11 protein-coding genes are annotated in these 11,745 nt (G+C 58.0%); 3 read left to right on the top strand and 8 right to left on the bottom strand.

The features are described 5' to 3' along the window. The coding region (tnpC, locus tag B5F35_RS08840; protein ID WP_140401189.1) for an IS66 family transposase at positions 1–783 on the top strand (783 nt) is incomplete at its 5' end. Between the two features lie 67 nt (positions 784–850). Here the strand turns inward: tnpC and B5F35_RS08835 are convergent. The 3 genes from B5F35_RS08835 to B5F35_RS18440 all read right to left on the bottom strand — a co-directional run bounded on the left by B5F35_RS08835 (position 851) and on the right by B5F35_RS18440 (position 2,283). Further along, complete coding sequence (locus B5F35_RS08835) at positions 851–1,612, bottom strand: IS3 family transposase (RefSeq protein WP_242969453.1); 762 nt, start codon at positions 1,610–1,612, stop codon at positions 851–853. Continuing rightward, positions 1,606–1,953, bottom strand: coding sequence for a helix-turn-helix domain-containing protein (locus B5F35_RS08830; protein ID WP_087240094.1), 348 nt, complete (start codon positions 1,951–1,953; stop codon positions 1,606–1,608). Before B5F35_RS08830 ends, B5F35_RS08835 begins: the two co-directional genes overlap by 7 nt. Positions 1,954–2,034: 81 nt before the next feature. Continuing rightward, positions 2,035–2,283, bottom strand: coding sequence for an AbrB/MazE/SpoVT family DNA-binding domain-containing protein (locus B5F35_RS18440; RefSeq protein WP_140401187.1), 249 nt, complete (start codon positions 2,281–2,283; stop codon positions 2,035–2,037). Between the two features lie 159 nt (positions 2,284–2,442). On the opposite strand from B5F35_RS18440, the gene B5F35_RS08825 reads away from it, so the two are divergent. Then, on the top strand, positions 2,443–2,796 hold the full coding sequence (locus B5F35_RS08825; protein WP_162611385.1) for a helix-turn-helix domain-containing protein: 354 nt from the start codon (positions 2,443–2,445) through the stop codon (positions 2,794–2,796). A gap of 220 nt (positions 2,797–3,016) precedes the next feature. Here the strand turns inward: B5F35_RS08825 and lepA are convergent, their stop codons facing one another. From lepA to B5F35_RS08810, 3 genes are all read right to left on the bottom strand, one after another. Then, a complete protein-coding gene (gene lepA, locus B5F35_RS08820; RefSeq protein WP_087240090.1) occupies positions 3,017–4,825 on the bottom strand; it encodes a translation elongation factor 4 in 1,809 nt (602 codons plus the stop codon). 120 nt (positions 4,826–4,945) lie between these two features. Continuing rightward, complete coding sequence (mltG, locus tag B5F35_RS08815) at positions 4,946–5,782, bottom strand: endolytic transglycosylase MltG (protein WP_087240088.1); 837 nt, start codon at positions 5,780–5,782, stop codon at positions 4,946–4,948. Positions 5,783–5,860: 78 nt separating this feature from the next. Continuing rightward, positions 5,861–6,037 (bottom strand): DUF4250 domain-containing protein, encoded by a 177-nt coding sequence (locus tag B5F35_RS08810; RefSeq protein WP_206424035.1) that lies wholly within the window; start codon positions 6,035–6,037, stop codon positions 5,861–5,863. A gap of 150 nt (positions 6,038–6,187) precedes the next feature. Between B5F35_RS08810 and B5F35_RS08805 the strand changes: the two genes are divergently transcribed. Beyond that, a complete protein-coding gene (locus B5F35_RS08805; RefSeq protein ID WP_242969452.1) occupies positions 6,188–8,758 on the top strand; it encodes a cation-translocating P-type ATPase in 2,571 nt (856 codons plus the stop codon). 196 nt (positions 8,759–8,954) lie between these two features. Here B5F35_RS08805 and B5F35_RS08800 read toward each other — a convergent pair whose 3' ends face one another. Both B5F35_RS08800 and B5F35_RS08795 read right to left on the bottom strand, forming a co-directional pair. After that, a complete protein-coding gene (locus B5F35_RS08800; RefSeq protein WP_087240083.1) occupies positions 8,955–10,667 on the bottom strand; it encodes an ABC transporter ATP-binding protein in 1,713 nt (570 codons plus the stop codon). Next, positions 10,654–11,736: a helix-turn-helix domain-containing protein gene (locus B5F35_RS08795; protein WP_087240081.1), complete on the bottom strand. Its 1,083-nt coding sequence runs from the start codon at positions 11,734–11,736 to the stop codon at positions 10,654–10,656. The genes B5F35_RS08800 and B5F35_RS08795 overlap by 14 nt, the downstream gene beginning before the upstream one ends. Positions 11,737–11,745: the final 9 nt, after the last annotated feature.

The following is an 11,745-nucleotide window of genomic DNA, read 5'->3' as shown; positions in this document are numbered from 1 at the left end:
GAACCGGACAAAAAGCCTCAGAGTGAGAGCTATATGTGGCTGTACCGGACCAGTGGAGATACGGACAAGCCCATTGTCCTGTACGAGTACCAGCCGGGCCGGGGCGCCAAGCATCCAAAAGCGTTTCTGACAGGCTTCCGGGGCTACCTCCACACGGACGGTTATGCCGGATACCACAATCTTTCGGATGAAATCACCGTGGTTGGCTGCTGGGCCCATGCCCGGCGGAAGTTTGATGAAGCAGTCAAATCTCTGCCCAAAGGGAAGGCAAAAGGTGGTTCCGCCACGCAGGGCCTGGCTTATTGCAATAAGCTGTTTGAATTGGAGGATACGTTCAGCGGCCTTTCTCCAGAAGAACGATACGTCCAGCGGCTGGAACAGGCAAAACCTGTTCTGGACGCTTTATTGGCATGGGCAAATACCAGAACGGCAGCGCCGAAGTCTGCCCTGGGCAAAGCATTTACCTATCTGAAGGAGCAATGGCCGTACCTGGTCAACTATCTGCGGGACGGCAGATTGGAGATTTCCAATAATCGTGCTGAGCGAAGCATAAAGCCCTTTGTGATTGACCGGAAGAACTTTCTGTTTGCCAATACGCCCAATGGGGCTGCTGGCAGTGCTGTAATTTTTTCTATGATCCAGACAGCCCTGGAAAACCAACTGGATCCCTACCGCTACTTGACCTGGCTGCTGAAAATGGCCAACGGTACAGATCTGACCAGACCGGACATACTCCAGAGTCTCCTCCCCTGGAAGGCTCTGGAGACGTGTAAAGTAAAATGATGAGACAATCCCAGCTCTGAGAATCATCTCTGAGCTGGGATTGTCTATGCGCCGTTACGTTTGACGCTTACAGATAGGCAGTTAGTTCCAGCTTGAAGTGTTCCATGGATTCAAATTCTTGCAGATACAGCAACTCACTTTTGAGTAAGCCAAAGAAATTTTCCATAACAGCATTATCCAGACAGTTACCTTTACGGCTCATACTCTGCCGAATACCTTTCTCACAAAGCATACGCTGATACTGCTTATGCTGGTACTGCCAACCTTGGTCAGAGTGGAGGATCAGCCCTGTTCCATCCGGTATTGTTTCAAAAGCCTTGTCCAGCATGGTAGTAACCATGCTCAGAATCGGTCTGTCAGAGATCGTATAACTAACCAGGTAACCACCGTGTAAGTCCAAGATTGGAGAGAGATAAATCTTCTCTCCGAACAGACTAAACTCTGTCACATCGGTGACCCACTTTTGATTTGGCTTTTCTGCATGGAAATCCCGGTTCAACAGATTGGGGGCGATTTTGCCTACTTCACCCTTGTAAGAACGATATTTTTTGGCTCTTACACGGCAAACCAACCCCATTTGTTTCATAAGCCGCTGCACGGTCTTGTGGTTCAGAAAAATCCCTTTGTTGCGAAGTGCGATAGTGATTCGTCGATAGCCGTATCGACCTCTGTTTTCGTGGTAAATTGTTTCGATTTTCGCTTTTGCTGCAGCGTATTTGTCTGCCTGTCCCATCCTCTTTACATGGTAGTAGAAGGTTGCTCGAGGCAAGCGAGCGATTTCAAGTAAATGCGGCAGAGAATATTTTTGCCTTAGTTTTTGGACTACCAGGGCTTTTTCCCCTGGCTTCGCTCTCTCTCCAAAACCAAGGCTTGCAAGTTTTTTAAGTATTCCACCTCTGCACGCAGCCGCTGATTTTCAGCAATAAGATCTTCTTCAACAGATTTTGACAGCTTTACCGGACGTCCGGTACTTTTACGCCCTCGTCGTTCTACAGCAAGCCCTTCTGCCCCCTCCTCTAGGTAGATGCGTTCCCATGCACGAATTCGGCTACGAGCTACACCGTACTGGCGCTCTGTTTCGCTATAACTCAGCTTTTCCTTCCGCATGGTTTCTACAACAGTTTTTTTGAATTCTGGAGTATATCTCTTGTTCGGTATTCCTTTTGGCATAGTAAAGCACCCCACTTGTTATTCAGTATAACATACTGTCTAACAAATGGGGTGCAGTTCATTTTAGATACGCTGTGCATTTTATTTTTTATCACTTTCAAATCCCGCTTTTATCAGCTTTTCCAGACAGGAGGAACAAATGATCTCTCCGTACTTTTTTTGCAAATCCTTTTCATTTCCGCAAAAAACACAACGGGTTTCTTCTTTTTCTAACAGAATCGCTGTTCCTTTCAATTTCACGGTCAAATAATCCCCTTGGCGTATGTCGAGTATTTTACAGACTTCTTTTGGAAGGATCATTCTTCTGCCTCTATCGACTTGGCATTTCATCTGTCATGCCCCATTCCATTTATTTCTTTACATATCATTTTATCAAATTTAATAATAAATAGCAACTATTATCATATCATAACTTTATAAATGATATATACACTATGTTTCTCTTTTCATTTATATGTAAATTTGATATTGTTAAACTCAGAAATGAGGGTGATTGCATTGCTGAACGACCTGACGGCAACGATAGGGGAAAATATGCGGAAATACCGCGAAAAGTATGAATACACGCAAAAGACCGTCGCGGATCTGCTGAATATTGACCCACAGTATTATGGAGAAGCGGAACGCGGCCGGAAACGGCTGAGTCTGGAACGGATGGTGGAGCTTTGTACGGTTTACAAAATTTCGCTGGATGATCTGATCCCTGTTTCCACGCAGGCCGAAGAAGGCGATCGGGAGGGGATTCTCTCTCAAATTCAGACCGTTCTGTCGCAATGCACGCTGGATCAGCTTTCTCTGATCCATATTCTTGCTAAGGATATCCGGGATTTTGCTCAAAAATAATACGCTTCAAAATAGAAATCGTCCCCTCTGCGGTGTAAGGAACCGCGGAGGGGACGATTTTTGTGAGCAACAAAAGATTTATTCTATAGATTTGTGGGCAGCCGTCCGGAAAAAATCGCTGCGCTCTTTTTCCTGGCTTTCTTTGGCTTCGCGCAGATTTGATGGGGCTCTGCCCCAAACCCCGCCGCCTTTTGTAAAAGGCGGGCGAAAACTTCAAGTTTTATTCATCCAGCTTGAGGACGGACATGAACGCCTCCTGCGGCACCTCAACCGTGCCAAGCTGGCGCATGCGCTTCTTGCCTTCCTTCTGCTTTTCGAGCAGCTTCTTCTTTCGCGTAATATCGCCGCCGTAGCACTTCGCGAGCACGTCCTTGCGCATAGCCTTCACCGTCTCGCGCGCAATAATGCGGCCGCCGATGCACGCCTGAATCGGCACTTCAAACAGCTGGCGCGGGATCTTCTCCTTGAGCTTTTCGGCCATCTTCCGCGCGCGGGGATACGCCTTATCCTCGTGGATGATGAACGAGAGCGCGTCGACAATCTCGCCGTTGAGCATGATATCGAGCTTAACCAGCTTGCTCTTCTGATAGCCGTTGAGCTCATAGTCAAAGCTGGCGTAGCCGCGCGTGCGGGACTTGAGCGCGTCAAAGAAGTCGTAGACAATCTCGTTGAGCGGCAGCTCATAATGGATGTCCACACGGTCCGCGTCAATGTAGGTCATGTCGCGGAAGGTGCCGCGCCGGTCCTGGCACAGATCCATGATATTCCCCACATAATCCGTCGGGGAATAGATGTGCGCGTTCACCATCGGCTCCTCCGCTTCCGCGATGAGGGACGGGTCGGGATAGTTCGTCGGGTTATCAATGAACACGACCTCGCCGCTCGTCTTCGTGATGCGGTACACAACGCTGGGGGCCGTGGTGATCAGGTCGAGATTGTATTCGCGTTCCAGCCGCTCCTGGATGATCTCCATGTGCAGAAGGCCGAGGAAGCCGCAGCGGAAACCAAATCCCAGCGCCACGGATGTTTCCGGCTCAAAGGAGAGGGCGGCGTCGTTGAGCTGAAGCTTTTCAAGCGCGTCGCGCAGATCGGGGTATTTCGCCCCGTCCGCCGGGTAAATGCCGCAGTACACCATGGGCTGCACGGCGCGGTAGCCGGGCAGCGGCTCGGAAGCGGGATTGTCCGCGCGGGTGATGGTATCGCCGACGCGCGCGTCCTTCACCGCCTTGATCGACGCGGTGATATAGCCCACCTCGCCGGAGGAAAGCTCGCTCGCGGGCTCGAACGTCGTGGCGCGCATGTAGCCGCACTCCACCACGGTGAACTCGCTCCCCACGCTCATCATGCGGATGGTGTCGCCGGGGTGCACGGTACCCTCCTTGAGCCGCACATGGGCGATTACGCCGCGGTACGGGTCGTAGTAGGAGTCGAAGATCAGCGCGCGCAGAGGGGCTTCATCGTTGGCCTGCGGGGGCGGCACCAGCTTGACCACCTGCTCCATCACCGCGCCGATGTTGATCCCCTGCTTCGCGGAGATCGCGGGCGCGTCCTCCGCCGGGATGCCGATCACGTCCTCAATTTCCTTGCGCACGCGGTCCGGGTCGGCGCTGGGCAGATCGATCTTGTTGATCACCGGCACGATTTCCAGCCCGGCGTCCACAGCCAGATAGGTATTCGCCAGCGTCTGGGCCTCGATGCCCTGCGACGAGTCCACGACCAGAACCGCACCCTCGCACGCCGCCAGACTGCGCGACACCTCATAGTTGAAGTCGACGTGGCCGGGCGTGTCGATCAGGTTGAACATATAATCCTCGCCGTCCTGCGCATGGTACACCAGCGTCACGGCATGTGCCTTGATGGTAATGCCTCGCTCGCGCTCCAGATCCATATTGTCAAGAAGCTGGTCCTCCATGTCACGCAGAGCCACGGCCTTCGTCTGCTCCAGAATCCGGTCCGCGAGCGTGCTCTTGCCGTGGTCGATATGGGCGATGATGCAGAAATTCCTGATTTTATCCTTGGAAAAGCTCAATGCTGTTTTTCTCCTTCCCCCGGGCGATCCGCCGGTCACACTTACTTTTTACTATAACACACAACGGGGGCTGAGAGCAAGCGGAATCCGCGCGGGAGCGCGGCAAACGCCGTGTTTCCGTCAGCCGTACTGCACGCCGTACTCCTCGATCGCGGCCACATGCTCCTCGTAGGTCGTGCTGTAGTGATTTTCGTTATCGTTCCCGAAGAAAAAGTAGTAATACTCCGATTCGGCGGGGTTGCGGGCGGCCTCCATCGCGCGCTCTCCGGGACAGCAGATCGGCCCGGCGGGCAGGGCGGGGCATTTGTAGGTGTTGTACAGCTCCGCGAAACGGGAGGTGTCTCCCGTAAGATAGGGGGAATCCGTCACCGCGTCGTTGATGTATTCGCGCGTGGAATCCATCTGGAGCATCATCCCGGCGTCGAGCCGGTTATAGATGACGGAGGACACCAGCGCGGCATTTTCCACGCTCCGGGACTCCCGCTCGATGATCGACGCGATGATCAGCTGCTCGTCCGTCAGATCCCCGGCGCGGTAGCGGTAGGCGTTGAGCATCTCAATCAGCACGTCTGTGGGATCGCTGTTTTTTTCAAACTCATACGTCGCCGGGAACAAATAGCCCTCCATCTTATACGGACGGTTTTCGTCCTCCGGCACGGTGAACGACGATGGCTCATACGACTGCGACACTTCAAAAAATTCCTGCCCGGAGCACACGCCGTTTTCCTCAAGCCGCTGGCAGATTTGCAGAACGGTGAAGCCCTCCGGAATCGTGACGCGCACCGTGGTATCCTCCTCCGCGGGCGGGGCAGGGGTGCTCTCCGGATCTTCGGGAGCGCCGGAAGCGCCGGAGGAAGCCGGAGACGCTTCCTCCCCCGGCGCAAAGGCCGGAACGACGGCGCATCCGGCAAACAAAAGGAAAACCGCCGCCAGCAGAGCGGCCGCAAATTTTCGCATGAGACAAATTCCTCCCGGTTTCAACAGGATTCCCCTTCGGGTACCCCCATTTTACACCGGGTCAGCAAAAAACACAAGTCACACAAAACGGTTGAGCGTTTCGTCGTACTCGTAATCCACCTCGGCGAGACGGCGGCGCAGATCGTCCTCGTCCTCGCACAGGGACTGGCACAGCTCACGGAGCGAGGGGTACTCGTCGCGCAGCTTGGTGTTGACATAACTCAGAAGAATCATCGGATCCTGGGGAAGAGACATGAAAAACATCCTTTCAAAAGGCCTGCCAAAACAGGCTCGTCACGAAATTTTGCGATGATCGGAGAAAGAACGACTACCACGCGCCCGGACGGAATATATTTGATACCAGCGGCAGCAAGCGCGCCGCGAAACATGGGAGGTGGACGCACGGTGGAATGGCAAAACAAGACGGCAGCCGAGTGCCTGCGCGGTCTGGGTTCGGACGGGAAAAAGGGGCTTTCGCACGCGGAAGCCGCGCGCCGTCTGAAGGAAACAGGGACAAACGAGCTGGCGGGGCCGCGCCGCAAGGGGCTTCTCGCGCGGTTTTTCGCACAGCTTTCCGATTTTATGGTGCTCGTGCTCCTCGCGGCGGCGGCGGTTTCGTTCCTCGCTTCGCGGATCGAGGGCACGGGCGACTATGTGGATTCCATCATTATCCTTGCGATCGTGGTGCTCAACGCGGTGGCAGGGATGATCCAGGAGAGCCGCGCGGAGCACGCCATGGAGGCTTTGAAAAAGCTGAGCAGCCCGCGTGCGCGCGTCATCCGGGGAGGCCGGGAGGAAACCGTGGACGCGGCGCAGCTGGTGCCGGGCGATCTCGTGCGATTGCGCGCGGGGGATATCGCCCCGGCGGATCTGCGTCTGATTGAGTCGCACGGCCTGAGCGCAGGCGAAAGCGCGCTCACGGGCGAGAGCCTGCCCGCCGCGAAGGACGCGGGCGTGGTGCTGCCGGAGAAAACGCCGCTTGGGGATCGGAAAAACATGGTGTTTTCCCCCTCGGAGATCACGGCAGGCAACGGGCTTGGCGTGGTGACGGCCACAGGCATGCGCACAGAGGTTGGACGCATTGCCGGAATGATTGCGTCGCAGGAGCCGCCGAAAACCCCGCTGCAAAAGCGTCTGGCGCAGACGGGACGCTGGCTGGGAGCCGGAGCACTCGCCATCTGCGCGCTGATCTTTCTCATTGGTCTTTTGGAGCACACACCGCCGCTTGACATGTTCCTGCTGTCGATCAGCCTGGCCGTCGCGGCTATCCCGGAGGGGCTGCCCGCCGTGGTGACGATCGTGCTGGCCGTGGGTGTGCGGCGCATGGCGGCGAAAAAGAGCATTGTGCGGCGGATGCCTGCGGTGGAAACGCTCGGCAGCGCCAGCGTCATCTGCTCCGACAAGACCGGCACACTCACGGAAAACCGCATGACGGTGCGCACCGTGGCGAGTGCGTCCGGCGAAGTGGCGGCACATTCGCAGGAGGGAAAGCGCATCCTCTCGCTGGCCTGCCTGTGCAGCAACTGCACGGGCGGGGCGGGCAGCTATCGGGGCGAGCCGACGGAGACAGCCCTTGCCGCCGCCTGCCCGGAGGAAAAAAGCGAGCTGGAGCGCCGCTGGCCGCGCGTGCATGAGATTCCCTTCTCGTCCTCCCGCAAGCGCATGACGACGGTGCACCGCCGCCCGGACGGCGGCTACCGGATCATCTGCAAGGGCGCGCCGGACGTGCTGGCCCGTTACTGCGTGGGAAGCTGTTCCGGGTTCCTCGCAAAAAATGAATCCATGGCGTCCTCCGGCCTGCGGGTGATCGGCGTGGCCTTCCGCGATACGGACGCGCTCCCCACTGAGCGCGAAATGGAGCAGAACCTGACCTTTGTGGGGCTTGCGGGCCTTTCTGATCCACCGCGCGCCGGGGTGAAGGAGGCTGTGGCCCAGTGCCGCTCCGCCGGAATCCGTCCGGTGATGATCACAGGCGACCACGCCGCCACGGCCTCCGCGATCGCCCGTGAGCTGGGCATCCTGCGCCGCGACGGCAAGGTGCTCACTGGGCAGGAGCTGGACGCGCTCTCCGACACGGATCTGAAGCGCGCCGTGCGCACCTGCGACGTGTTCGCCCGCGTCTCGCCGGAACATAAGGTGCGGATTGTGCGCGCCTTCCAGGCAAACGGCGAGGTTGCCGCCATGACGGGCGACGGCATCAACGACGCTCCCGCCCTGCGCGCGGCGGACATCGGCTGCGCGATGGGAAAGAGCGGCACGGAGGTCGCCAAGGGCGCGGCGGACATGGTGCTGGCGGACGACAATTTCACGACGATCGTGGCGGCGGTGCGCGAGGGGCGCGGCGTGTACGCGAACATCCGGCGCACGGTACATTTCCTGCTCTCGTGCAACATCGGGGAGATCCTCACGGTGTTCGTGGGATTTTTGATCGGCCTGCCCTCGCCGCTGCTCGCGATCCAGCTTCTCTGGGTCAATCTTGTGACGGATTCCGTGCCCGCGCTCGCTCTCGGTGTGGAGCCGATTGAGCCGGGCGTGATGCAGCGCCCGCCCGCCAAGCGCGGCGAAAGCCTGTTTTCCGGCGGCATGGGCTGGCGTATCGCGATTGAGGGATGTTTGATCGGGGCGTTTACGCTGGCGGCATACTCTGTAGGCCGCGTGTTCTTCGACCCCGACCCGATGAACCCGGTCGTCGGGCGCACGATGGCCTTTGCCGTGCTCTCGCTCGCGCAGATCGCCCACACGTTCAACATGCGCGGCGGCCCGCTCTTTTCCCCGGCCCGCCGGGGCAGCCGCCTGCTGCCTGCCGCGCTGTTGTGCATTTTCCTGCAATGCTCCGTCCTGCTCGTGCCGCCGCTGGCGGCGCTGTTTGACGCGGCTTTGCTCACTCCCGCCGCCTGGGGCGCGGTGGCTGCTTTTTCCCTCGCCCCCGCCGTCCTCGTGCGGCTGCAAATGCTGATCAACCGGAGGCATGGGTGAGGGAACCATGCCGAGTGTATCGCTTTCCCAAATTCTTGTCAAGACCGCACTCCGCTGAAAACAGCAGCCAACCTTCCCGAACGCTCCATGAAAACAACGCGGGACACACGACAAGACCCCTTTGCGACGTAAGATCGCAAAGGGGTCGATTTCTTTCACCACGGTTCGCCGCGGGACGCGGCGTGCGCGACTTGCGTCAAGACTCAGTCTTGCCGGCTTGCATGAGAGAGTAGAAGCAGGATTTACGGGCCATGAGGGAATCGAAGGCGCCGCGCTCCTCGATCACGCCGCCGCGCAGGACGAGAATCTCGTCGAAGCGCCGCAGAAGCGGCTCGTCAAGCGAATGCGTCACCACCACGCGCGTCAGACCGTCAAGATCGAGCAGGGAGGACGTGACGCGGAAGGCTGTCTCCCGATCCAGCGCGGCGGTGGCTTCGTCCGCGAGAAGGACGGGCGTTTTCCGCAGAAGGCTCCGGGCAATGGAGACCCGCTGGCGCTCGCCGCCGGAAAGCGCGTTCCCGTTTTCGCCGCACGGGAAATCCAGCCCGCGCTCCGCCACCAGATCCCCCAGCCCCGCCAGGGAAGCCGCCTGCCGGACCACTTCTTCCGGGAAATCGCGGAACATCGTCAGATTGTCCCGCAGGCTGCGCTGGAACAGGAATACGTCCTGCCGGATGAGGGACATCAAATCATAGAGGGACGACAGGCGGATCTCACGCAGTTCCACCCCATCTACCAGGATTTCCCCTGCGTAGGTGGGAAAAGAACCCATCAGCAAGCTGAGAAACGTTGATTTTCCACTGCCGGACGTGCCGACAACCGCATAGCTTTTTCCCGCTTCCAACCGCACGGAGAGGTGGTTGAGCACCGGTTCGCCCTCCACATAGGAGAACGAAACGTCCCGCAGCTCCACCGCGTCGCGCAGGACGGGAGGAATCTCCGTGCCGCCGTCCGGCGTGCGGATCGCCAGCGCGTCCTCGAGTTTTTTCACCAGCGCGAGGGCCGCCTTGCGGTTTGCGAGAAATTCCGGCACAACAGAGATCGGCTCCAGAATAAATCCCATCAGCTGCACAAAAATCATCACTACGCCGGGGGTAATAAACCCGGCCGCCGCCATAGCCGCGCTGGTGAGGATCACTCCCAGCTGTGCCGCCGCGCCGGATATAGAGGAAATGGTGGAAATGACGGTGTTCAATCCACGGCGGCGGGCTTTGGCCTGCTCCGCCGACCGGCAGCTTTCCGAGAACAGGCGGAACGCCTGCTGCTCCGCCTTCATGCTCTTGATCACCGGGAAGCCTGAAAGGCAATCCCGCAGAGCAGCGACAAAGCTTTCATTTTTCTGCGACACCTTCTGTTCTGCCGGAGCCAGCTTCCCGCCCGTCAGAAGGGCGGCGATCACCGGCAGCGCGGAGAACAGCGCCGCCACCAGCGTCAGAAAAGGATTGTACCAGAGCATCAGGGCGATTGCTCCGGCAAACAGCAAAAGCTGTACCACACAGTCAAACATCTTTTCCAGATAGTTTGTTTCGATACTGTTCGCGTCGTTCGAGAGAGCAGAAAGATACAGCGAGGTATTCTCCCTGGAAAAAGCCGCCGTCCCCTTCTTTGCCAGCTCGCGGAAGGCCGCTTCTTTATACTGCTGCATGGCACGGCGCAGGAAACGCGGTTTTGCCAGGCAAGTACCAATCCCCGCCGCAAGAACGCCCACCAGCACCAGGACGGAAATCACAATCAGCTGCGGCAGCGTCCAGGTGGTGGAAACACCGGAAGCGAGATCAATCGCCTGCTGGAGCAGCACGGAGAGAACCAGGTTGAGTCCCGCTACCAGCGCGGATACGCCGATCACCACGCAAAACATCAGGCGATTCTTTCGGAAAAATTCGTGGCGCAGGCCGTTACGCTTTTTCATGGCTCCATCCCTCCCACAGCGGCCAAAGCACAGGCGCTGTCTCTTCCGTTTCCTTGATAAATCTTTCGACTCCCCGCATAGCCGTCTCCCCGATATCGTCGAAGGCGGCAGGCGGAGGATCGCCGCAGCAGAAGTGAATTGCCGTTGCACTGTAATCCGGAGCCGCGTCGAAACGCCGCGCCGTCTCCCAGGCCCGGCGAAGATACGTTTCCGCCTCCGCGTTTTGCCCCAGCCCGACGCACAGATGAGCGCACACCGCCAGAATCAACGCCTCCGCCTTCGTTACAAACGACACCCGGCCCGGCTCGGTCATCCCGTCCAGAAAATAGAGAACCCGGTCAAAAAGCTCCAGCACCTGCTTTTGTTCATCCCAAGCCTCTGCGGTATTGACAAAGCCGAACGAGATACGAACCAGATCCGCGGTAAGCCGCAGATAGGAGCGGAACAGATAGCGCCGCGCTTCGTCCTTCTGATCGGTATACGCCAGCGTTATGCCGATGAGAGAATCATAGATTTCGTTGTCGTTGTGCTGCTTGAGCTCGCGAACGCCTTCCTCCTCTTCGCCGAGTGAAATCCGTGCGCTGGCGATGGATTCCCGGATCGAAATTTCCCCGATCTCCGGATCCGTGTTCTGCGAGAGCAGCGCCAGCGACCGCTCATATAACGCAATGGCCCGGCGCATCTCCTGATTTTCCGCCTGTGTCAGTCCCTGACAATAATAAAAGCCTGCTGTATGATACACCGCTTCAAACGAATTTGGGTAGCAGCGCAGAAGGCGGCGGGCAACCTCGTTCCCCTCGTCAAACTGGTGCGCGTCGCGGCAGGCGCGCAGACGGCGCAGCAGAGCGGGCAGCGCGTTGTCCGGCACCTCATAGCCAATCAGCGTGTCCACCGAGGTACCAAACAGCGACGCGAGCTCCACCAGAACGGAAAGCTCCGGCACAGACGCGCCCGATTCCCATTTGGAGACGGCTCCCACCGTCACGCCCACCGCTTCGGCCAGCCGCTCCTGCGTCATGCCCTTTTCCTGCCGGAACGCGCGGATCTGCTCCGCCAGCTTCCATTCCATCCGCAATCC

Origin of the sequence: Anaeromassilibacillus sp. An200 (genome assembly GCF_002160025.1) — a bacterium.
GTDB lineage: Bacteria > Bacillota > Clostridia > Oscillospirales > Acutalibacteraceae > Caccousia > Caccousia stercoris.
The sequence above is the reverse complement of the archived record's forward strand: the minus strand, read 5'-3'. Positions and strand labels throughout refer to the sequence as shown.

Bases quoted from the DNA above. Each gene is read 5' to 3' on its own strand.
- B5F35_RS08810 (WP_206424035.1), bottom strand. From the start codon at position 6,037: ATGTCTCTTCCCCAGGATCCGATGATTCTTCTGAGTTATGTCAACACC.
- B5F35_RS18440 (WP_140401187.1), bottom strand. From the start codon at position 2,283: ATGAAATGCCAAGTCGATAGAGGCAGAAGAATGATCCTTCCAAAAGAA.
- B5F35_RS08830 (WP_087240094.1), bottom strand. From the start codon at position 1,953: ATGCCAAAAGGAATACCGAACAAGAGATATACTCCAGAATTCAAAAAA.
- B5F35_RS08795 (WP_087240081.1), bottom strand. From the start codon at position 11,736: ATGGAATGGAAGCTGGCGGAGCAGATCCGCGCGTTCCGGCAGGAAAAG.
- B5F35_RS08800 (WP_087240083.1), bottom strand. From the start codon at position 10,667: ATGAAAAAGCGTAACGGCCTGCGCCACGAATTTTTCCGAAAGAATCGC.
- mltG (WP_087240088.1), bottom strand. From the start codon at position 5,782: ATGCGAAAATTTGCGGCCGCTCTGCTGGCGGCGGTTTTCCTTTTGTTT.